The sequence below is a fragment of the Nocardioides sp. NPDC092400 genome (assembly GCF_040684155.1).
Lineage (GTDB): Bacteria > Actinomycetota > Actinomycetes > Propionibacteriales > Nocardioidaceae > Nocardioides.
Genome location: NZ_JBFBFJ010000001.1, coordinates 57,298 through 78,683 on the forward strand (window position 1 = coordinate 57,298; position 21,386 = coordinate 78,683).

The 21,386-nt window shown below is 75.6% G+C and carries 20 protein-coding genes; 14 read left to right on the plus strand and 6 right to left on the minus strand.

Annotated elements, in window-relative coordinates:
* Nucleotides 1–9: 9 nt before the first annotated feature.
* On the plus strand, nt 10–603 hold the full coding sequence (locus AB0N29_RS00285) for a hypothetical protein (RefSeq protein WP_302269821.1): 594 nt from the start codon (nt 10–12) through the stop codon (nt 601–603).
* A gap of 80 nt (nt 604–683) precedes the next feature.
* A complete protein-coding gene (locus tag AB0N29_RS00290; RefSeq protein WP_302269822.1) occupies nt 684–1,226 on the plus strand; it encodes a type II toxin-antitoxin system PemK/MazF family toxin in 543 nt (180 codons plus the stop codon).
* Here the strand turns inward: AB0N29_RS00290 and AB0N29_RS00295 are convergent.
* Nucleotides 1,126–1,911: a hypothetical protein gene (locus AB0N29_RS00295; protein ID WP_364863171.1), complete on the minus strand. Its 786-nt coding sequence runs from the start codon at nt 1,909–1,911 to the stop codon at nt 1,126–1,128. The genes AB0N29_RS00290 and AB0N29_RS00295 overlap by 101 nt on opposite strands.
* 111 nt (nt 1,912–2,022) lie before the next feature.
* On the opposite strand from AB0N29_RS00295, the gene AB0N29_RS00300 reads away from it, so the two are divergent.
* Nucleotides 2,023–3,438 carry an extracellular solute-binding protein gene (locus tag AB0N29_RS00300; RefSeq protein WP_364863173.1) on the plus strand — a complete coding sequence of 472 codons (1,416 nt, stop codon included), beginning with the start codon at nt 2,023–2,025 and terminating at the stop codon, nt 3,436–3,438.
* 93 nt (nt 3,439–3,531) lie between these two features.
* On the opposite strand, the gene AB0N29_RS00305 is transcribed toward AB0N29_RS00300, so the two are convergent.
* Both AB0N29_RS00305 and AB0N29_RS00310 read right to left on the minus strand, forming a co-directional pair.
* Complete coding sequence (locus AB0N29_RS00305) at nt 3,532–4,887, minus strand: ribonuclease D (RefSeq protein WP_364863175.1); 1,356 nt, start codon at nt 4,885–4,887, stop codon at nt 3,532–3,534.
* On the minus strand, nt 4,887–5,525 hold the full coding sequence (locus AB0N29_RS00310; protein WP_302269829.1) for a DUF3000 domain-containing protein: 639 nt from the start codon (nt 5,523–5,525) through the stop codon (nt 4,887–4,889). The genes AB0N29_RS00305 and AB0N29_RS00310 overlap by 1 nt, the downstream gene beginning before the upstream one ends.
* A gap of 71 nt (nt 5,526–5,596) precedes the next feature.
* On the opposite strand from AB0N29_RS00310, the gene hemE reads away from it, so the two are divergent.
* Complete coding sequence (gene hemE / locus AB0N29_RS00315; protein WP_364863177.1) at nt 5,597–6,658, plus strand: uroporphyrinogen decarboxylase; 1,062 nt, start codon at nt 5,597–5,599, stop codon at nt 6,656–6,658.
* Nucleotides 6,659–6,862: 204 nt separating this feature from the next.
* On the opposite strand, the gene AB0N29_RS00320 is transcribed toward hemE, so the two are convergent.
* Nucleotides 6,863–7,780, minus strand: a complete 918-nt coding sequence (locus AB0N29_RS00320) for a DUF4349 domain-containing protein (protein ID WP_364863179.1) — start codon at nt 7,778–7,780, stop codon at nt 6,863–6,865.
* Complete coding sequence (locus AB0N29_RS00325; protein ID WP_302269832.1) at nt 7,777–8,730, minus strand: LysR family transcriptional regulator; 954 nt, start codon at nt 8,728–8,730, stop codon at nt 7,777–7,779. Before AB0N29_RS00325 ends, AB0N29_RS00320 begins: the two co-directional genes overlap by 4 nt.
* A gap of 260 nt (nt 8,731–8,990) precedes the next feature.
* Between AB0N29_RS00325 and AB0N29_RS00330 the strand changes: the two genes are divergently transcribed.
* The 10 genes from AB0N29_RS00330 (at nt 8,991) to AB0N29_RS00375 (ending at nt 18,793) form a co-directional block, all read left to right on the plus strand.
* Nucleotides 8,991–10,235 carry an SfnB family sulfur acquisition oxidoreductase gene (locus AB0N29_RS00330; RefSeq protein ID WP_364863182.1) on the plus strand — a complete coding sequence of 415 codons (1,245 nt, stop codon included), beginning with the start codon at nt 8,991–8,993 and terminating at the stop codon, nt 10,233–10,235.
* A gap of 62 nt (nt 10,236–10,297) precedes the next feature.
* Nucleotides 10,298–11,458, plus strand: a complete 1,161-nt coding sequence (locus AB0N29_RS00335; RefSeq protein ID WP_302269835.1) for an LLM class flavin-dependent oxidoreductase — start codon at nt 10,298–10,300, stop codon at nt 11,456–11,458.
* The gene (locus tag AB0N29_RS00340; protein ID WP_302269836.1) at nt 11,455–11,958 is read left to right on the plus strand and encodes an NAD(P)H-dependent oxidoreductase; all 504 of its coding nucleotides are present in this window, start codon (nt 11,455–11,457) and stop codon (nt 11,956–11,958) included. Before AB0N29_RS00335 ends, AB0N29_RS00340 begins: the two co-directional genes overlap by 4 nt.
* Nucleotides 11,955–12,488, plus strand: a complete 534-nt coding sequence (locus AB0N29_RS00345; protein WP_302269837.1) for a flavin reductase family protein — start codon at nt 11,955–11,957, stop codon at nt 12,486–12,488. The genes AB0N29_RS00340 and AB0N29_RS00345 overlap by 4 nt, the downstream gene beginning before the upstream one ends.
* 30 nt (nt 12,489–12,518) lie before the next feature.
* Nucleotides 12,519–13,883, plus strand: coding sequence for a protoporphyrinogen oxidase (gene hemG / locus AB0N29_RS00350; RefSeq protein WP_302269839.1), 1,365 nt, complete (start codon nt 12,519–12,521; stop codon nt 13,881–13,883).
* Between the two features lie 87 nt (nt 13,884–13,970).
* Nucleotides 13,971–14,711 (plus strand): hypothetical protein, encoded by a 741-nt coding sequence (locus AB0N29_RS00355; protein WP_364863183.1) that lies wholly within the window; start codon nt 13,971–13,973, stop codon nt 14,709–14,711.
* A gap of 65 nt (nt 14,712–14,776) precedes the next feature.
* Nucleotides 14,777–16,846 (plus strand): sensor histidine kinase, encoded by a 2,070-nt coding sequence (locus AB0N29_RS00360; protein ID WP_364863185.1) that lies wholly within the window; start codon nt 14,777–14,779, stop codon nt 16,844–16,846.
* A complete protein-coding gene (locus tag AB0N29_RS00365) occupies nt 16,843–17,511 on the plus strand; it encodes a response regulator transcription factor (protein WP_302269842.1) in 669 nt (222 codons plus the stop codon). The genes AB0N29_RS00360 and AB0N29_RS00365 overlap by 4 nt, the downstream gene beginning before the upstream one ends.
* A gap of 42 nt (nt 17,512–17,553) precedes the next feature.
* Complete coding sequence (gene hemQ / locus AB0N29_RS00370; RefSeq protein WP_364863187.1) at nt 17,554–18,261, plus strand: hydrogen peroxide-dependent heme synthase; 708 nt, start codon at nt 17,554–17,556, stop codon at nt 18,259–18,261.
* Between the two features lie 118 nt (nt 18,262–18,379).
* Nucleotides 18,380–18,793 carry an STAS domain-containing protein gene (locus AB0N29_RS00375; protein ID WP_364863189.1) on the plus strand — a complete coding sequence of 138 codons (414 nt, stop codon included), beginning with the start codon at nt 18,380–18,382 and terminating at the stop codon, nt 18,791–18,793.
* Between the two features lie 72 nt (nt 18,794–18,865).
* On the opposite strand, the gene AB0N29_RS00380 is transcribed toward AB0N29_RS00375, so the two are convergent.
* Nucleotides 18,866–21,331 (minus strand): PIG-L family deacetylase, encoded by a 2,466-nt coding sequence (locus AB0N29_RS00380; RefSeq protein WP_364863191.1) that lies wholly within the window; start codon nt 21,329–21,331, stop codon nt 18,866–18,868.
* Nucleotides 21,332–21,386: the final 55 nt, after the last annotated feature.

Below are 21,386 nucleotides of genomic sequence, written 5' to 3' on the forward strand. Positions count from 1 at the left end.
CTCGGGCGGGTGAGCCGAGAGCACCACCGACCGATGACGCCCGGCGCCGGGTTCTTCGCGGAGATCGTCGGAGGCACCGACCCCGCGCTGGTCACCGAGGCCGCCGACCGCGCCGCCCAGCTGCTCGTCCGCGGGGCGCGGGCCAGCGGCGACGCCGCGGTGGCCGAGCGGCTGCTCCACCTCGCCGACACCGAGGGCATCGAGACGATCGCGGAGGTGTGGTCCGGCGCGCCGGCGGAGTCCCTCGCGGGCTCGCTGTGGCGGCTCTACCTGCTGCGCTCCTGGGTGCACGCTGAGCCGGTCGCCGTGGCCCGGCAGTACGACGCCGGGCGGGTGCGCGCGCAGGTGGCGCGGGTCGTGGCCGGCGTCGCCGACCCGCCCGGACCCGAGCAGCTGAAGACCATGGTCGACGAGGTGCTGCGCGGCATCGTCACGAGCGACTTCGCCGACGTCCTGCTGCGCGCCGCGGCGTTCGCCCGGGTCGTCGCCACCGGCCGCGCCCACCTGCCGGAGTCCGACGAGGCGTCGGTCCAGCGGATGCTCGTGATGGCCGAGCAGCTCGAGGCGGCCGGTCACCTCGAGCTGGCCCACCGGCTCCAGTAGGTCGTTACAATGGACATCGAGCACGTCGGACCGCGGCAGCCCCGGGTCCCACAATTAGCCGCCACGAGCGGCCACGCGCCGTGAGGCGCTCCCGGTCCGGCGTGCTCACCACTCTCGGTCGCAGGCTGCGCCGCCCGCGCGCCCGGTCCTCCTACGCGCCGCAGGCCGACGGTCGCCCCGATCCCGGCGAGGTCGTCTGGGCGTGGGTCCCCTACGAGGACGACCCGCGACAGGGCAAGGACCGCCCGGTGCTGGTGATCGCGCGCGTCCAGGCGCCGGAGGGCGAGCGGCTGCTCGCGCTGATGCTGACCAGCAAGGACCACGACCGCGACGCCGCCGACGAGGCCCGCTGGGGCCGGCACTGGATGGACGTCGGGTCCGGCGGCTGGGACCGCGAGCGGCGGCCCAGCGAGGTGCGCCTGGACCGGCTGCTCCAGCTCGACCCGGCCTCGGTACGCCGCGAGGGCGCCGCGCTGGACCGGGGCACGTTCGACGCGGTCGTGGCCGCGGCCGCGCCGTACCTCAGCCGCGGAAGGTCGCCGCGATCCGGCGCACGGCCTGGCGCGCCGGGTTCCGCCCCGAGGGCCACCGGGCCTCGTCGGTGGCGACCTCGACGACGCTGAGCCAGCTGCCCTTGCGCACCAGGCCGAAGCCGGTGGCGCGACCGCCGTCGCCCTTGCGGGGCCCGTACGACGCCGGGTAGACCGAGCCGGTCCCGGTCGACACCGGTACGTCGCGCACCTCGCCCACGACCGTGCGCGGGTGCTGGAGCCGCTCGGCGCAGTCGGCACGCCAGGCCAGGAGCACCTCGGCCGCGCGCCACGCGGACGCCCCGTCGGGGAAGCGGCCGACCACCTGCGTGGCGGTCGTCGAGCCGTCGGCGGTGACGAAGCGGCGCTCGACGGTGCGCAGGGCGCCGATGTCGAACAGCGAGGCCTTCTGGCAGGCGCCCACGGGCTCGTCGCCCTCGGCCTCGGCGGTCGAGGCCCAGGGGAGGTCCTCGGCCAGCGTCGGCATCCGCGCGGCGTCGAGCAGGTGCGACCCGACCGGTCGGGCGAGCAGCTGCTGGGGCGGGAGCGGTGCCAGGGTCCGGTTCGGACGGCGGGAGGGCTTCGACCCGCCGGTCGGGGCGGGAATCGTCGGGGTAGCCGACGGCTGCGGGCTGGCCGACGCGGTCGGCGACACCGGTGCGGTGCTGCTCGGGGCCGGCGCCGGCGAGGCGGCCGGGTCGTCGCCACCGCACGCGGTCGCGCCCAGCGTGAGCGTGAGGAGGGCGGGCAGGAGCAGTGCTCGGGGACGTCGGACCACGCTGCATCGTAGGCAGCGGTGGAGGTCGGTAGGGTGACGGCGCGCCCCGGGACGCCGGGGCGCGTGGTGTGACGTGGGCCGCTGTGGCGGTCGGGAGCGAGGAGGGCTGCCGTGAGGCTGCGACGGGGACGGCGGACAGCCCTGGCGGCGCTCGCGATGGTGCTCAGCACGGGTGCGGTCGCCTGCACCGGCGACGGTGGCGAGGAGCCCGCGCCGGAGCCGACGCGCAGGGCGGCGCCCACCCAGCTGCTGTTCGGCGTCTGGGGCAGCGACGAGGAGGTCGCGGCGTACCAGGCGATGGTCGACACCTACAACGCCGAGGCCGACGACAGCCAGGTCGAGCTGCGCAGCTGGCCGGACCGGGCCGCGCTGGAGGACGCCCTGGAGGCCGGCGGCAAGGTCCCCGACGTCTTCCTTGCCTCGCGGCGCGACCTGAAGTGGCTGGTCGACGAGGGGCTGACCCAGCCCGTCGACGAGCTGCTCGACGAGCGCGGCACCGCCTTCGGCGACAACTACTCCCGCGACGCGCTCACGGCGTTCTCCGCCGACGCGCGCCTGCAGTGCATGCCGTACGGCATCTCCCCGATGGTCGTCTTCTACAACACCGAGCTCGTCGACTTCGAGCGGATGCGCAACCGCGACCTGCCGGCGCCGAGCAGCCCGGAGGACGAGCGCTGGTCCTTCGAGGAGTTCGTCGCCTCCGCGGACTTCTCCACCCGGCCGAGGCTGCGCACGCGCGGGGTGCACGTCGACCCGACGCTGGCCGGTCTCGCGCCGTTCGTCTACAGCGGCGGCGGCGAGGTCTTCGACGACCAGACCGACCCCACCTCGACGGCCTTCGCCAGCGAGGGCAGCCGCGAGGCGCTCACCCGCACCCTCGAGCTGCTGCGCAACCCCCAGCTCACGCTCACCGAGAAGCAGCTGCAGCGCGCGACGCCGCAGGAGTGGTTCGAGCGGGGCCGGCTCGGGATGATGACCGGCTTCCGGTCGATGGTGCCCGAGCTCCGGAAGGTCCCGGGCCTGCAGTTCGACGTGATGCCCATCCCGACGCTCGGCACCTACGCCACCGTCGGTGACATCACCGGGCTCTGCCTGTCCAGCTCCGCGGCGAGCACCGCCGAGGGCGCCGACTTCCTGGTCCACGCGACCTCGACCGAGTCCGTGACCCGGGTCGTCCGGGCCGGCTACCTCGTGCCGGCCAACCTCGAGGTCGCCTACTCCGACGACTTCCTCCAGCCCGACCGCCAGCCCTCGCACGGAGCGGTCTTCACCGACTCGATCCGGGCGCTGCGGCTGCCGCCGCTGCTCGACACCTGGGACGAGCTCGAGGCCGCGCTCGAGGGCGACCTGCGCTCGCTCGTCACCGCCGCCCCCGAGCTGGACCTCGAGGCGGTCACCGAGCAGATCGACCTGGACTCCCGGACCGTGCTCGACCCCGAGTCGCTGGAGTCGGAGTCGCCGTCGGACGGTGCCTCGGACGACGCCTCGGACGACGCCTCCGACGAGGAGAGCCCGGACGAGGAGTAGCCGCCGCCCCGGGGAGGTCCTCGGGGAGCGGCTCGGCTCGGTGCTCGGCTGGTGCTCGGCTGGTGCTGGGCTCGGCCGGTCAGGCCGGCGCGGTCACCCGTCGACCAGGGGGTCCGTCCCCGCGACGGCCTCGGGCGCCGGTTCGGCGGCGCGGGTGTCGGCGTCGAGGATCGCGCGGGTGAGGACCGGCGCGGCCAGGGAGACCTGCCACGAGCGGGCGCCGTACCCCTGCAGCACGCCGGCGACGGCGTCGAGCAGCTCACCGGGCTCGCGCGTGGCGGGCGGCGTCCACAGGGTGCGGCGCAGGTAGTCGGGGGTCAGCAGGTTCTCCACGGGGAGCCCGTGCTCCTCGGCGAGGGCGGTCATCGCCTCGCGGGCCAGCTGCAGCCGGACCGCTGCGACCGGGTCCTTCTCGGCCCAGGCGCGGGGGAGCGGCGGGCCGTCGCCGCGCGGGGCGCGCGCGGGCAGGTCGGCCTCGTCCATCTCGGCCACCTCGCGCAGGGCCGCCACCCACCGGGTGGCGTACCGCTCGGCGCCGCGGCCGTGGAAGCCCTTGGTCGCCAGCAGCGCGGTCCGGTCCTGCGGCATCGCGGTCGCGGCCGCGACGATCGCGGAGTCAGGGACGATGCGGCCGGGCGTCACGTCGCGCTGCTCGGCGAGCTGGTCGCGCAGCTCCCACAGCGCGCGCACCGCGCCGAGCGACCGCCGTCCGCGGACCCGGTGCAGGCCCGACGTACGACGCCAGGCGTCGACGCGGGGGACGACCTCGAAGCTGCGCAGGTGGTCGAACTCCTGCCGAGCCCACTCGTCCTTGCCCTGCTCGACCAGCTCGACGGCCAGCGCGTCGCGGAGCTCGACGAGCACCTCGACGTCGAGCGCGGCGTACTCCAGCCACGGCTGGGGGAGCGGGCGGGTCGACCAGTCGACCGCGGAGTGCTCCTTCTTCATGCCGAACCCGAGCACCGTCTCGACCAGCGTCGCCAGGCCCACCCGGGGGTAGCCGAGCAGCCGCCCGGCCAGCTCGGTGTCGAACAGCGCGGTCGGGGTCAGGCCGATCTCGGCGAGGCACGGGAGGTCCTGGGTGGCCGCGTGCAGGATCCACTCGGTGCCCTCGAGCGCCTCCTGCAGCGGGGCGAGGTCGTCGAAGGCGATCGGGTCGACCAGCGCGGTGCCGGCGCCCTCGCGGCGCAGCTGCACGAGGTAGGCGCGGTTGGAGTAGCGGTAGCCCGAGGCCCGCTCGGCGTCGATCGCGACCGGCCCGGTCCCGGCGGCCATCGCGGCGCAGACCTCGGCCAGCGCCGCGGCGCTGGCGACCACGGGCGGCAGTCCGTCGCGCAGGGTCAGCAGCGGCGGGGGCTCGGGCTGCGGCTCGGGCGTCCCCTGAGGCTGGTCCGCCTCGGGGGCGGGATCGTGCTCGGGGGACGGGGGCTCGGGTGTCTCGTCGACCATCAGCGCCCCGAGCCCCGCTGGCCGCGACGGCTCGGCATCACGCTGACCCCCTCGGGCACCGGCGGCAGCCCGACGGCGGTGCAGAGCAGCTCGCCCCACGCCTCCACGTGCGGCGCGACGTCGAGCGGGGTGCCGGGGGCGGCGCCCTGCGGGACCAGCGGCGTCCAGGACGCGCGCACCTCCAGCTGGGCGGTGCCGCCCTCGTCGGCCATGCCGCCGAAGCTCTCGGTCGCGACGCGGGTCACGGTCCCCGAGGCCATGGCGTACGTCGCGCCGTGCGCCTCGAGGGCCTCGGTCAGCCACGACCAGCCGACCTCGGCGAGCATGGGGTCGCTCACCATGTCGACCTCGATCTCGGCGCGGGCGTAGGCCACGCAGCGGAACGTGCCGTCCCACGCGTCGTTGCCGTCCGGGTCGTGCAGCAGGATGATCCGGCCGGTCCCGACGTCGGTGCCCTCGACGGTGACGTCGGCGCTCAGCGCGGCGGCGTACGGCGCGATCCGCTGGGGCGCCGGCATCTCCTCGCAGAAGACCTCCGGGCGCAGGCGTGCGCCGTGCATGCTCGACACCGCGTCCCGGAACTCCGGGGGGCTCGCCGCCGCACCCGTGCCCGGGTGCGTCTCCTGACGCACGACCATGGGGCCACAGTAGGTCGCGGGCGCTCGAACCGATGTGCGAACACGCCGGAGCGGGTGGGAGGCTTGTCGCCGTGAGCACCACGAACGACACCCCCGGCGACCGTCACCCCGGACTCGCCGACAGCGCCTTCCTCAAGGCCGCCCGCGGGGAGGCGGTGCCGCACACGCCCGTGTGGTTCATGCGGCAGGCCGGCCGGTCGCTGCCGGAGTACCTCCGCGTCCGCGAGGGCGTCGGCATGCTCGAGTCCTGCATGGACCCCGACCTGGTCACCGAGATCACCCTGCAGCCGGTCCGGCGGTACGGCGTGGACGCGGCCATCTTCTTCTCCGACATCGTGCTGCCGCTCAAGGCGGTCGGCGTCGACCTCGACATCAAGCCGGGCGTCGGGCCGGTCGTCGCCTCCCCGGTGCGGACGCTCGCCGACGTCGAGGCGATCCCCGACCTCACCCCCGACCAGGTGCCCTTCATCACCGCCGCGGTGCGGTCGCTGGTCGGCGAGCTGGGGCCCACCCCGCTGATCGGCTTCGCCGGCGCGCCGTTCACGGTCGCCTCCTACCTCGTCGAGGGTGGTCCGTCGAAGGAGCACGCGAGGACGAAGGCGATGATGTTCAGCGCCCCGGACGTCTGGGACGCGCTGATGCGCAAGATCGCCGGCATCGCCGCGGCGTACCTCGCGGTGCAGGTCGAGGCCGGCGCCTCCGCCGTCCAGCTCTTCGACTCCTGGGCCGGGGCGCTCACGCCGGCCGACTACGCCGAGCACGTCATGCCGCACTCGGCCCGCGTGCTCGCCGCGGCCGGGCAGCTCGGCGTGCCGCGGATCCATTTCGGGGTCGGCACCTCGAACCTGCTCACGCTGATGGGGGAGGCCGGGGCCGACGTCGTCGGTGTCGACTGGCGCACGCCGCTGAGCTCCGCCATCCCGCTCGTCGGCGACCGCGGGGTCCAGGGCAACCTCGACCCCACCCTCGTCTTCGCCCCCACCGACGTGATGACCGCGCGGGCGGCGGAGGTCATCGAGGCCGGGCGCGCCGCGAAGGGCCACATCTTCAACCTCGGCCACGGGGTCATCCCCTCCACCGACCCCGACCAGCTCAAGCGGCTGACCGAGTTCGTGCAGTCCTACCCGCTCTGAGCGTCCCCGCCCGCGGTGGTGGGCGGCGAGCGCCGGGTCGCGTCGCGCCTCGGGATGACGGTTCATCAAGGTATGCGGACGACCTCGCACCTCCCCCGGTGAGCTCCAGCAGGGAACCGGTGGTCCACCTGCATCCCTTGATGAAGCGACGGCCGGCCGCCTGCCCGGGACGGTGCACCGGGGACTCCCGCAGCAGCGCCCCGCTCACTCCGCAGCCAGGCGCCGCCGGCGCAGCCGCCTGAGGAGCGGCCAGGCGGGGACGGCGACGAGCAGGGCGACGGCGGCGAAGGGGAGCAGTGCGCCGACGACGGTGGCGGCGGCGACGGTGGTCGCGGAGAGGCCGTCCCAGCCGGCGGCGAGACCCGAGAGGAACCCGCTGTCGTCGTCCTCCTCCGCGACGGTGCGGGCCTTCGGCGTGCGCTCGAGGGACACGGTGATCGTCGACATCGAGGTCTGGTCGGCGAGGTAGTCCTGCTGCTTCTCCAGGGAGGCGAGCGCGGCCTGGCGGCGCGAGAGCTGCGCCTCGATGGCCACGATGTCGCGGATCGACTCGGCGCGGTCGAGCAGCAGCTCGATGCGCGCGATGCTGCGGCGCTGCACCCGCACCCGGATGTCGACGTCGAGGACCTGGGTGGTGACGTCCTCGCTGGTCGTGCTGGCGTCGACGAGCTCCGCGACACCCGTGAGCGACTCGACCGCCTCGTCGAAGCGCGCGGAGGGGACGCGCAGGACGAGGCGTGAGCGCTCGACCTCGCCGTCGTCGTCGGTGGCCGTGCGCTCCTCGGCGACCTCGCCGCCGTGCTCGTCGACCACCTCCTGCACGTCGAACCGTGCCTTCGCCACGTCGTCGGCGCGCAGCGCGACGTTGCCGGTGGAGATGACCTTGCGGTCAGGCCCCTCGGGCGCCTCCGCCTTGTTGGCGGTGAAGGCCGTGCCCGCCTGGTCCAGGACGGCGCCGTCCTCCTCCACGGCAGCGGCTCGGGGTGCCTCCGCGGAGGTGGCCGAACCCCCGGAGGCGGAGGAGTCGTCCGAGGAGCCGCCCGAGCAGGCGGTGGTGACGGCCGCGACGGCGACGAGGCAGGCGGCGGCAGCGCGGTGGGCCGTGCGGGACGGAGGGGTCATGCCGTCTGGGACGGCACGACCTCCATCACGGTTCCTCCGCCGACGGCCGCCGGCGTACGTCGCCCGCGGGCCACCTCCACGAGGGCGGCGCGCAGGTCGCGGACCCGGCCGGGGAGCTGGCCCTCACGGTGCCGCAGGACCAGCGTCACGGCGGTCTCGTCGCCGGCGATCGGACGGCACGTCAGCAGCCCGGTGCGCTCGAGCGGGTCGCCGACGACGCTGTAGTCGGGCAGCACGGTGACCCCGAGTCCCTCGGCGACCATCAGCTTGCCCATCTCGGCCCCGTCGGTGGTGTGGCACCGCTGCGGCATCCGGCCCTCGAAGAGCCGATGGGCGAAGCGGTGCATGAGGTAGCCGGCGCGCATCGCCACGAACCGCTCCTCGCGCAGCTGGTCGGTGGTCACGGACGGCTGGGCGGCCAACGGGTGGTCGGCGGGCAGCACGACGACCGGTCGTCCGTGGACCAGCGCGGTGCCCGCGAGGTCCGCGGGAGCGTCGTCGCCGGCGAGGACGTTGACCAGGCCGAGGTCGAGCGAACCCTCCAGGACGCCCTGGTGGATCTCGGCCTGCTGGGTGTCGAGCACCTCGACGGTCGCGCCGGGGTGCCGGTCCTGGAAGAGCCGCAGGGCCGGCACCAGGAGGGTCGAGGTGGCGGCGTTCACGGTGCCGATGCGCAGCAGCCGGGTCGCGGTGCCCTGGTCGCCGGCGGCCTGGCGCAGGCGGTCGACCGCCTCGAGCACGTCGACCATGTTCTGCAGCAGGTCGCGGCCCTGGCGGCTGATCCGGGCGCCCGAGCGGCGGCGGTCCAGCAGGGTCACGCCCAGCTCGCGCTCGAGCTTGGTCAGCGCCTCGGACAGGGCCGGCTGGGAGATGTGCAGCCGCTCGCTGGCCCGGCGCAGCGAGCCGTGCTGGGTGACCGCGGCGAGGTACTCCAGCTGTTCGATGCGCACGCGTCCTCCTGGTAGGTATCGGCTAAGTAGAGCGACAATGTCTACTTAAGTGGAGCCGACGCTACCGGACTCGGCGGCGCGGGGCGCCACTCCCCGAGTGCGCGGGACGACCCGCGGCTGAGGGACGGGTGAGAGGCGCTGCCTGTCACCCACTCACGCCTTCCTCGCGCGACGCGCGCCACGTCGGCTTGCACTCACCTCTTATTTGGACCAATCTCATCGACATAGACACCAATGTCCACGACGGAAGGGAGGCCGACGTGTCCACGTCGCTCACGTCCGAGGCGCCCGGGACCGGCTCCTTCGCGGTGGTCGGGACCGGCCGGGTGCCGGTGCTCGACGAGGCCGCTGCCCTCGAGGTGGCCGCCACGATCGCCCGACGCCTCGCGGTCGGCGCCGCCGAGCGGGACGCCGAGCGGGTGCTCCCCGCCGAGGAGGTCGACCTGCTGTCCGGGTCCGGGCTCCTCGCCCTCACCGTTCCCCGCGAGCACGGGGGGCCGGGCCTGCCGACGAGCGTCGTGGCGGAGGTCTTCCGCCTGCTCGCCACCGGCGACCCGAGCATCGCCCAGGTCCCGCACAGCCACTTCGTCTACGTCAACGCCCTGCGCCACCAGGGGACGCCGGCGCAGCAGGCGTTCTTCTTCGGCGAGGTGCTGGCCGGCAAGCGGTTCGGCAACGCCCAGTCGGAGGTCGGCACCAAGCACGTCCGCGACCACCGCACGACCCTCACGCCGGCGACCGGCGGCGGCTGGCTTCTCGACGGCACCAAGGGCTACAGCACCGGCGCGCTCTTCGCCGACTGGATCCCGGTGCTCGCCCACCTCGACGTCGACGGCCCGATGCACGTCGCCTGGGTCGAGCGGTCCGCGCCCGGTGTCACCGTCGTCGACGACTGGGACGGCATGGGCCAGCGCACCACCGCCAGCGGCACCGTGCGGCTCGAGGCCGTGGCGGTCGAGGACGCCCGGGTCATGCCGTACCACCTCACCTTCGAGGGGCCCCAGACGTACGGCGCGTTCGCGCAGGTGCTCCACGCCGCGCTGGACGCCGGCATCGCGCGCGCCGCCCTCACCGAGGCCGCGGAGTTCGTCACCACGAGGTCGCGGCCCTACCCCGACGCCGGCGTCGAGCGGCACGCGGACGACCCGCTGGTGGTCCACGCCTTCGGCGAGATGGAGGTGCAGGTCCGCGCCTGCGAGGCGCTCGTCGCCGAGGCGGCCCGTGCCGTCGACCGCGCGGACGCCGACCTCACCGAGGCGTCGGCGGGCCACGCCAGCCTCGCCGTCGCCGCCGCGCGCGCGTCGACCACGCAGGCCTCGGTCGAGGTGTCGAGCCGGCTCTTCGAGGTCGCCGGCACCCGGTCCGCGCTCGACGGCCTGAACCTGCACCGCCACTGGCGCAACGCCCGCACCCACACCCTCCACGACCCGGCGTCCTGGAAGGTCCAGCACCTGGGCCGGCACGCCCTCGACGGGGTGTTCCCGCCCAACCACGGCCAGGTCTGACGCCCACCACCCCGCCCCCGCCCCCGCACCGCACCGCCCCCGCACCGCACAGGAGTGACGAGATGTCCTTGAAGTTCCACTGGTTCCTGCCCACCAACGGCGGCGACGGCCGCCAGGTCGTCGGCGGCGGTCACGGCGTGTCCGCCGGCGCCTCCGGCCGGCCCGCGACCGTGCCGTACCTCGGCCAGATCGCGCGCAGCGCCGAGCAGCTCGGCTTCGAGGCGGCGCTGACCCCGACCGGCGCCTGGTGCGAGGACGCCTGGGTGTCCACGGCGATGCTGAGCAGCCTCTCGGAGCGGCTGAAGTTCCTCGTCGCGTTCCGCCCCGGCCTGACCGCGCCGTTCCTCGCCGCGCAGATGGCGGGCACGTTCCAGAACCTCTCCGGGGGCCGGCTGCTGCTCAACGTCGTCACCGGCGGGGAGAGCCACGAGCAGCGGATGTTCGGCGACTTCCTCGACAAGGACGGCCGCTACGAGCGCTGCGACGAGTTCCTCCACATCGTCCGCGCGCTCTGGCGCGGCGAGACGGTCAACTTCACCGGCAAGCACCACTCGGTGGAGGACGCCGTCCTCGCCCAGCGCCCCGACCCGCTCCCGGAGATCTACTTCGGCGGGTCCTCGCCCGCCGCCGGCCGGGTCGCGGCCAAGCACGCCGACGTCTACCTGACCTGGGGCGAGCCGCCGGCCGCCGTCGCCGAGAAGATCGACTGGATCAAGGGCCTGGCCAAGGAGGAGGGCCGGGAGCTGCGGTTCGGCATCCGCCTCCACACCATCGCCCGCGACACCTCCGAGGCCGCCTGGGCCGAGGCCGACCGGCTGCTCGCCGGCATCGACGACGAGCAGATCGCGAAGGTGCAGGCGGGCCTCAGGCGCAGCGAGTCCGTGGGCCAGCAGAAGATGCTCGAGCTCAACGGCGGCAGCAAGGAGGGCCTCGAGATCCACCCGAACCTGTGGGCGGGCGTCGGCCTGGTCCGCGGCGGCGCCGGCACCGCGATGGTCGGCAGCCACAGCGAGATCGCCGACCTCGTCGAGCAGTACGCCGCGGTGGGGATCGAGGAGTTCGTCCTCTCCGGCTACCCGCACCTGGAGGAGTCCTACTGGTTCGGCGAGGGCGTCCTGCCCGAGCTCACCCGCCGCGGCCTCTGGCAGCACCCGGCGCCGCAGGCGACGGCGTCCGCCGCGGTGCCCTTCGGTGCGGCCGGCGGCAGCAGGGCCGCGTCGTGACCGTCGCCGTCGTCGTCGGCAACCCCAAGCCGGCGTCGCGCACCCTCACCGCCGCGACGTACGTCGCCCGCGAGCTGTCCGGCGCCGAGCCGGACCTCGTGGTCGACCTCGCGGTCCTCGGCCCGGCGCTCCTCGACTGGTCCGACGCGGAGGTGCGCGGCCTGGTCGAGGCGGTCGGCGCCGCGGACCTGGTCGTGGTCGCCAGCCCGACGTACAAGGCGACCTACACCGGGCTGCTGAAGCTGTTCCTCGACCGGTTCTCGACCACCGGCCTGCGGGGCGTGGCCGTGCCGCTGATGCTGGGCGCCGGACCGGCCCACGCGCTGGCCCCCGAGCTCGCGCTGCGGCCGCTGCTGGCCGAGATCGGCGGCACCGTGCCGACCCGGGCGCTCTACGTGCTCGACGACCTCCACGACGACCCCGCGGCGTACGCCGAGTGGCTGGCCGAGGCCCGCCCCCGCGTCGCCGCCGCCCTCACCCGGACAGGAGCACCCGCATGACCGCGACCCCCGACCCGCTCGCCAGCGTCACCGCGCTGACCACGAACCAGGACCTCGACCCGACCCGGCTGCGCGAGGCGTTCGGGATCTTCCCGACCGGCGTCGTCGCGGTGGCCGCCGAGGTCGACGGGGAGCCGGTCGGCCTCGCCGCCAGCTCGTTCACCTCCGTCAGCCTCGACCCGCCGCTGGTGTCGTTCTCGGTCGCCAACACCTCCAAGACGTGGCCGGCCCTGCGCCGCGCGGGGCACCTCGGCGTCACGATCCTGGCCTCCCACCAGGGCACGATCTGCCGCCAGCTCGCCGGACCGGTGGAGCAGCGCTTCGCCGGTGTCGGGCTGCACACCACCGAGGACGGCGCGGTGCTCCTCGACGAGGGACTGGCCCGCTTCGACTGCTCCATCCACGAGGAGGTGGTCGCCGGCGACCACACCCTGGTGCTGCTGCGCCTGCACGCCGTCGAGAACGCCGACACCTCGCTCCCGCTGGTCTTCCACCGCTCGGCCTTCGGGCGCCTGGAGGCCAGCGCCTGAGCGGTCCCCGCCCCGGCATAGCCTAGCGGCGTGGGTAGTCCTCGCCGCACCGTCGTCGTCGGGGCCGGCATTGCCGGCCTGACCGCCGCACACGACCTCGTCGCCGCCGGCGACGAGGTCGTGGTGCTCGAGGCCTCGGACGCCGTCGGCGGCAAGATCCGCCGCCAGGAGGTCGGCGGCACGCCCGTCGACGTCGGCGCCGAGGCGATGCTGAACCGCCGACCGGAGGGCGTCGACCTCGCCCGCGAGGTCGGCCTCGAGGTCGAGCACCCCGCCCTCGCCGCGTCCCGGATCTGGACGCGCGGCGACCTGCGGCCGCTGCCGCGCTCCCTCATGGGCGTCCCGCTCGACCTCGACCAGCTCGCCGCCTCCGGGGTGCTGAGCGAGCAGGGCCTCGACCGGGTCCGCGCCGAGCCGTCGCTCGGGCCCGATGCCCTCGAGGGCGACGTCTCCGTCGGCGACCTGGTCGACCGCCGGTTCGGCGCCGAGGTCACCGACCGCCTGGTCGAGCCGCTGCTGGGCGGGGTGTACGCCGGGCGGGCCCGCGAGATCTCCGCCCGCGCCGCCGTCCCGCAGCTGGTCACCTACGCCGCCCGCGGCTCGGTCCTCGAGCAGGCCGCCGGGGTCCCCACGACGTACGACGCGCCCGTCTTCGCCGGCATCGCCGGCGGGATGGGGCGGTTCCCCGAGGCGCTCGCGGCCCGGCTCCCGGTCCGGCTGGGGGTGACGGTGCGCGGCCTCGAGCGCCGGCCGGACGGCGGCTTCGTGCTCACCTGCGGCCCGACCACGGCGCCCGAGCGGGTCGAGGCGGACGCGGTGGTCCTGGCCACCCCGGCCGCCCCGGCGTCCCGGCTGCTCGCCGCGGTCGCGCCGGTCGCGTCCGTCGAGCTCGCCGGCGTGGAGACCGCGTCGGTGGTCGTGGTGACCCTCGCCTACCGCGTCCAGGACGCCGCCCCGGTCGTCGGGGCCGGCTCGTCGGGCTTCCTGGTGCCGCCGGTCGAGGGGCGCCGGATCAAGGCCTCGACGTTCTCCTTCGCCAAGTGGGACTGGGTCCGCGCCGCCGGCGCCGAGCAGGGCCTCGTCCACCTGCGCACCTCGCTGGGCCGGCACGGCGAGGAGGTCGCCCTGCAGGCCTCCGACGAGGAGCTCGTCGCCTGGTCGCTGGCCGACCTCGCCGACGCCACGGGCCTGGCCGCCGCCCCCGTCGACGTGCACGTGCAGCGCTGGGGCGGGGGACTGCCGCAGTACGCCGTCGGCCACCTCGACCGGGTCGCCCGCATCCGGGCCGCCCTCGACGCCGTCCCGGGCCTGGTCGCCTGCGGTGCGTCGTACGACGGCGTCGGCATCCCCGCCGTCATCGCCTCCGCCCACCGGGCGGTCCGGGAGCTGGGCTAGGTCCCGGCACCGGGCCGGCGCGGGCCGGGACAGGGTCTGCCCGCTTGTCCCTGGGCCGCGGGACAGCGGGCCCGGGAACCTCCCGGCATGACGACCACCACCACCACCACCACCCACCCGGTCCGCACCGACCTCCACCGGGGCTCCGTGCCGGCCACCCCCGACCACGACGGCCGCAGCGGCGCCCGTCCCACCCGCCACTGGGCGCTCGCCGGCGTCGGCGCGGGCCTCGCCGGCATCGGCGCGATCGTCGCCTCCGGCCTCGTGGACGCGGTCTACGACCCCGACCTCCAGGGCGACGCCGCCGCGATCGCCGACCGGCTCGCGACCCAGCGCGAGGCGGCGTTCGTGTTCCACAGCCTCGCGCTGGTGAGCGCCGTGCTGCTCCTCGTCTTCGCGGCCGGCCTGCTGCGCCGGCTGCGGCAGGGGAGCGGCAGCGAGGCCCTGGCCCCGATGGTCGCGTTCGCCGGGCTGGCCGGGACCGCGGTCGTCCAGGTGATCGGCACCAGCCTGGACACCGAGTTCCTCTTCGGGCTGCCCCAGCAGGACGTGCTCGTCGACAGCAACGTCGTGATGTACGGCCACTTCATCGGCACCGTGCCGTGGTGCTGGGTCCTCGCCGGGCTCGCCGGCCTGGCGCTGCACGTCGCCGGGCGCGCCGGTGCCGTGCCGCGCTGGCTCGGCCGGACCGGCCTGGTCCTCGGCGGCCTGACCCTGCTCGTCGGCATCTCGCCCCTGCAGTACCTCGCCGGCATGGTCGGACCGGTCTGGCTCCTCGTGACCGCGCTCGGCTTCGCGCTCGGTGACAAGGCGCACCGGGCCGCGTGACCACCTCCACCTCCACCACTGCCGGTTCGGCCCCACGGGGGCCGGACCGGCAGCACACTGTCCCCGTGACCCAGGCCGTGTCGCCGGACCCGAGCCCCAGCCGCGCGGCGGCGCGCTGGCCGGTCCTCGCCCTGCCCGTGGCCTGCGCGGCCGGGGTGGTGCTCGCGGTGTGGCTCGAGCAGCGGCTGCCCGACCGGATCCCGGGCGACGGGCTCGCGCCGGGGCCCGGGTGGAGCACCGGCCTCACCGGCCTGGTGCTGGCCACCCTCGCGGCCGTCGTCCTCCGCCACGACCGCAGGCAGGGGCTGGGCTGGGCGCTCGCCTGGTTCGGGGTGTTCTGGACCCTCGACGGCATCTCCGAGGCGTGGTTCCGCACTGGTCTCGACAGCGACGAGCCCCTGCCGCTGATGACGTTCACGGCCTGGTTCCTGCTCCGCTTCACCTCGCTGCTCCCGGTCACCGTCGCCGTGGTGGCGCTCCTCTTCCCGACGGGCCGCTTCCTGCCCGGACGCTGGGGGGTGGCCGGCAAGGTCGCGCTGGGCGTGATGCTGCTCGGCTCGCTGGTCTACGTCGTCGCGCCCTCCGGCGGCTTCGACGACGTGGGGCGGCTCCCCGTCGGCGCCGACCCCGACCCCACCACCCTCACGGCGCTCGCCCCGGTCGCCGACCAGCTCCTGGCCCTCGCCGGCACCGCCTCGGTGCTCGCCCTGCTGGTCCCGGTGGCCACCGTCGTGGTCCGGCACCGGCGGGCGGTGGGCCTGGAGCGCGACCGGATGCGCTGGTTGCTCTGGGGCGTCTCGGCGGTCGTGCTGCTCGCCGTGCTTACCCTGCTGGTCGACGTGGGGCCGGTCGAGCCGTACCTCTTCTTCGCCGACGTCTGCCTGCTCCCCGCCGCGATGACGGTGGCCGTCGTCGCGCCGCGCGTCGTCGACGTGGACGCGCTGCTCGGCCGGACCCTCGCCTACGGCGGCCTGTGGACCGCGCTGCTCGTGGTCGACCTCGCCGTGGTCGCTGCGCTCACCTCCGTGCTCGGCGACGCGCTGGCCCAGCGCGAGGTGGTCGGGGTGGTGCTGCTGCTGACGGTGCTCCTCTACGGGCCGCTGCGCCTGCGTGCGCAGGCCCTCGCCCGGCGGCTGCTGCTCGGCCGGCGCGACGACCCGTACGACGTGGTGGCCGGCCTCGCCTCGGGCCTGGAGACCGCGGACGAGGGCACCGAGCAGCTCGCCGTGGTCGCCGGCGCCGTGGCGCGGGCGTTCGGGGTGCGGTACGTCAGCGTCGAGGTCGACCGGCCCGGCGGCGAGCGGGTGACCGCGACCCACGGCCAGCAGCCGGCCGAGACGCGCGTCCTGCCGATCACCTACCGCGACGCGGAGGTCGGCCGGCTCGTCCTGCCCGCCCGCGGGCTGCGCAGCCGGCTGACCCGCCGCGACGAGCAGCTGCTCGCCGACCTGGTGCGCCAGGCCGCCACGGCCGCCCGCACCGGGCGCCTGGCCGAGGAGCTGCAGGAGAGTCGCGAGCGGCTCGTCGTCGCCCGCGAGGAGGAGCGGCGACGCATCCGCCGCGACCTGCACGACGGCCTCGGGCCGTCGCTGTCCGGCGTCGTCTTCCGCCTCGAGTCCGCGCGGCTGCTCGTCGACCGCGACCCCGGCGCCGCCCGCGACCAGGTGGCCGCGGCCAGCGCGCTGGTCCAGGACGTCGTCGGCGACGTACGCCGCCTCGTGCACGACCTGCGTCCGCCCGCCCTGGACGACCGCGGCCTGGTGGGCGCGCTGCGCCAGCAGGCCGACCAGGCGCCGGTCCCGACCGAGGTGGTGACCGTGCCGGCCGAGGGGCTCGGCCCGCTGCCCGCCGCCGTCGAGGTGGCGGCGTACCGCGTCGCGGGGGAGGCCCTCACCAACGTCGTCCGGCACGCCCGCGCCACGCGGTGCTGCGTCCGGCTGACCCGCACCGACCGCTCGCTGCTGGTCGAGGTCGCCGACGACGGTCGCGGGATCCCGGCGGACGCGCAGGCCGGCGTCGGGCTGGTCTCGCTGCGCGAGCGCTCCGCCGAGCTCGGCGGCACCACCGAGGTCACCTGTCCGCCCGGCGGCGGCACCGTCGTGCGCGCCGCCCTGCCCCTGAGGAGCGTCCTGTGAGCAGTCCCGTCACCGTGGTGGTCGTCGACGACCACCAGATCGTCCGCGAGGGCCTCGTCGCGCTGCTCGGCGCGCTCGACGACGTCGAGGTCGTGGGTGCGGCCACCGACGGCCGCGAGGCGCTGCACGTCGTGGAGGAGACCGAGCCCGACGTCGTCGTCATGGACATCCAGATGCCGGTGCTGGACGGCATCGAGGCCACCCGGTTCATCACCGGCCGGCGGCCGGGCACCCGCGTCGTGATGCTGACCATGAACGAGGACGACGACACGGTGCTCGCCGCCATCCGGGCCGGCGCGAGCGGCTACCTGCTCAAGGGGTCGGGTGCTGAGGAGGTGCACCACGCGGTGCGTGCGGCAGCGGCCGGCGGGATGGTGTTCGGGGCGAGCCTCGCGGGCCGCGTCGCGTCGTACTTCGCCGGCGCCACGGCGCCCGCCACCCGCGCCGACGACCCCTTCCCCGACCTCACCGACCGCGAGCGCACCGTGCTCGAGATGCTCGCCGCGGGCCGTTCCAACGACGCCATCGCCGCCGAGCTCCACGTGTCGGGCAAGACCGTGCGGAACACCGTCTCGACGATCTACGCCAAGCTGCACGCCGCCGGCCGGGCGGAGGCGATCGTCAAGGCCCGGGAGGCCGGGTACGGCCGCTCGGGGAGGACCTAGGGCCCTGCCGGTCGCGCCGGGCCGCCCGGCACAATGGAGGTCATGAGCGAGACCAAGTCCAACGCCAGCCGCGTCCGCGAGATCAACGACTCGATCCGCTACACGATGTGGTCGGTGTTCCGGCTCCGCGACGTCCTGGGGGACGCCGACCGCGAGGCGGAGGGCGCCGAGGTCGAGAAGCTCTTCGCCGAGCTGGCGGAGGCCGACGTCGTCGTCCGCGGCGTGTACGACGTGAGCGGCCTGCGCGCCGACGCCGACCTGATGGTCTGGTGGCACGCCCAGGACTCCGAGGACCTGCAGTCGGCGTACCACCGCTTCCGCCGCACCGCCTTCGGCCGTCGCCTCGAGCCGGTCTGGTCGCAGATGGCGCTGCACCGGCCCGCGGAGTTCAACAAGAGCCACGTGCCGGCGTTCCTCAACGACGAGGAGCCCAAGCGGCACATCTGCGTCTACCCGTTCGTGCGCTCCTACGAGTGGTACCTCCTCGAGGACTCCGAGCGCCGCCGGATGCTGGCCGAGCACGGCAAGATGGCGCGCGACTACGTCGACGTCCGGGCCAACACCGTGGCCAGCTTCGCGCTCGGCGACTACGAGTGGCTGCTGGCCTTCGAGGCCGACGAGCTCTACCGGATCGTCGACCTGATGCGGCACCTGCGGGCCTCCGACGCGCGCCGCCACGTGCGCGAGGAGGTGCCCTTCTACACCGGCGCGCTCGTGCCGGTCGCCGAGCTGGTCGACCGCCTCCCGTAGTCCGTTCGGGCACCCCGGCACCCCTGCGGGCTGGCCCGTTCGGGTGGTTCGGGGCCCCGGGTGGGCCATTCCGGCCCCCGGCCGGTGTCGCCCGGCACGACGCCTCGTTGGGAGGGACATGGGGAAGCGAACCGACGTGGCCGGGCTGAGCGTCACGACCGTGCTGCAGCCGGGGCACACCGTGCTGCGGCTCGTCGGAGAGATCGACCTCGCGGAGGTCGACGCCCTGCGCCGGGCCGCCCACCTCGCCGTCGCCGCCGGACGCGACGTGCTGGTCGACCTCGGCGGGGTCACCTTCGTCGACGCCTGCGGGCTCGCCGCGATCGTCGGAGTACGCCGCGTGGCGCACGCCGCCGGGCTGCGCTGCCACCTCGTCCACCCCAGCCGGCCCGTCCGCCGGGTCGCCGGGCTGACCCGCTCCGAGAACGCGCTCGGCTGGGACCTCCCCGCGCGCGGGCGCTCCACCGGACCCGGCCGGGGCCGGCCGTCGGCCGACCACGCCCGGCGCCGGCCGCCGACCACCCGGCGCTGAGCGGACCCGTGCCGGTCTCGTGATGCCCAGCGTGCGCCGGGGCGCACGCTGGGCATCACGAGGCGCTGGGCGTCAGAGCTCGTGGTTGGCGCGGAAGACGCCTGCCGGGTCCACGGACGCCCGGATCCCGCAGACCCGCTCGCGCACGCCCGGCTCGAACGCGGCCGAGGCGTCCGCGACGCGCCGATCGGCGAAGTTGAGCACGCACCGGTCGCTCGACCAGGGGGCCAGCGCGGCCACGACCGACGCAGCCGCGGCGGAGCCCGCCTCGGCCAGGGCCGGGGTGGGGGCGATCGCCACGCAGAACAGCGCGTACGCACCCGGCAGGGAAGCCAGGACCCCGCCGCCCGGAGCGGGCCGGCTGAGCGCGCCGCCGAGGTGCCGGAGCTCGGCGAAGGTCAGCCCGGTCCGCGTCCCCGGCCCGACCACCCGCAGCAGCTCCTCGACGGCGGCCTCCGGCAGCGCGTCGAGCACGGCGTGGTCGGAGACCGCCGGCGAGGGCCCGGGCGGGTCCATGTGCACGCTGAGCAGCGCCGGCGCGGGGATCCGGCCGAAGGTGTCCATCTCCGGGGCGAGCGCCTGCAGGGGTGCGAGCAGCTCGGCGGCGCGCTCGTCGTCCTCCAGCACGGCGCCGTCGACCACGACCAGGTCGCGCCCGGAGAGGAACGGGGGCAGCTCGGGCAGCGGCGGGAAGCTCATCACGCGCAGGGAGGTCGTCACCGACTCCGGCACCGTGCGGGTCCAGGCGGCCCACGCCCGGACCACCTCGGGCGCGCGCTCGCGGTCCCACAGCAGCATGCCGGCGTACACGTCGGTCAGCTCGAGCAGCGAGAGCTCGATGGCGACGACGACACCGAGGTTGCCGCCCGCGCCGCGCACCGCCCAGAACAGCTCCGCGTGCTCCTCGGCGCTGGCGCGCAGCAGCGAGCCGTCGGCGGTCACCACCTCGACGGCGGTGATGCTGCTCGCGGCCAGCCCGTGCTGCCGGCCGTAGAACGACAGCCCGCCGCCGAGGGCGTACCCCGCGACCGCGACGTCGGGCGCGCTGCCGTGGAGCGCGGCCAGCCCGTGCTCGGCCGCGGCGACCGCGACGTCCTGCCACAGGGTGCCGCCGACGATCCGGGCGGTGCGGGTGGCGGGGTCGACGACCACGCCGGTCAGCTCGGAGAGCCGCAGGACGACCGTGTCGCCGAGCGAGGTCTCCGCGAGCGCCGCGGCCCCGTGGCCGGTGCTCTGCGGCGCGACGCGGAGGCCGGCGGCGGCGGCCGCGGTGACGACGGCCTGCACCTCCGGCACCGAGCGCGGCACGGCGACCGCGGCGGGCCGCTGCTGCGCGGCGAGGTTCCAGGGCGTCCGCGCGGCGTCGTACCCGGGGTCGCCGGGCAGGTGCAGCTCGCAGCCGGACGCTCCGAGGCGGGCCCGCAGGATCACGGTGGGGTCGGTGTGGAGCGGAGTGGAGAGGGTCATGCTCGTTCCTTCGTGAGTGGTTCCATCGGTGGTGGTCCTGGGGATCCAGGTGGTCTCGGGCGGGCGGCCGGCCCACGGCGGATCGACGCGCAGCAGGCGGTCGACGGCGAGGAACCCGTGCTGCAGCGCCTTGTCCATCGCGTCGAACGGCGGGACCTGCGAGGCGTGGGTGCGGATCGCCTGCCACCGCTGGTCGAGCAGGTCCTCCACGTCGACGTACGTCGTGATGTCGGCGTCGGGCGTTCCGAGGCGTGTCGTGCCCGGGTCGACGCCGGCGAAGTCGGCCATGAGCGAGCGCGCCAGGCAGGAGAGGTACGTCGCGCCGGGCCGGTGCGCGGCCGTGTCGAGGGCCGCGAGGACCGCGTCCCGGACGGTCGCGTGGTCGCGGTGCCCGTCGCTCGCGTCGAGCGTGACGACCACGTCGGGTCGCACGTCGTCGTAGAACGCGGCGACCCGGTCGCGGAGCCCGGCCGGGTCCGCAGCGGCGAGCGAGCCCGGCGCGGGCGAGCCGTCGACGCCCGAGTCGGCGTAGTCGAGGACCTCGACCCGCTCGACGCCCAGGAGGGTGCAGGCGTCGCGGAGCTCCCGCTCGCGGGCCGCCGGCAGGTCCGCCCGGGTGAGCCCGCTGCCCGGAGCCGGATCGCCGAGCTCCCCGCGGGTGGCGCAGACGACGGTCGTGCGGACGTCGTGCGCGCTGGCGTGAGCCAGGACCGAGCCGCAGCCGAACGCCTCGTCGTCAGGGTGGGCGACCACAACCAGCAGCCGCGGGCGGGTCGAGGCGTCGAGCGCGACCAGCATCCCAGGCAGGTCCAGGCCGGGCACGGCCCGCACGGCGACGCACGGCGTCGCGCCGGTGGCCTCGAGCCGCTCGGCGAGGACGTCGAGGACTCCTGAGGCAGCGACGGGGTCGGTGGTGCGGACGGTCAGCGCGGCGAGGTCGGCCGGGGCGCGGCCCACCCGGTCGAGGGCGTCCTCGAGCCGGGCGAGCGCCAGCGCGAGCTGCGCTGCCGGGTCCTCCGCGTGAAGCAGCCGGCCCGCGTCGTCGACCGGGGTGGCGGTGTGCGTGGTCATGGCGGCAACGCTCGGGCCGGAGGAGGCGCGGCGGCCATCCCCGGGCCGCGGGGAG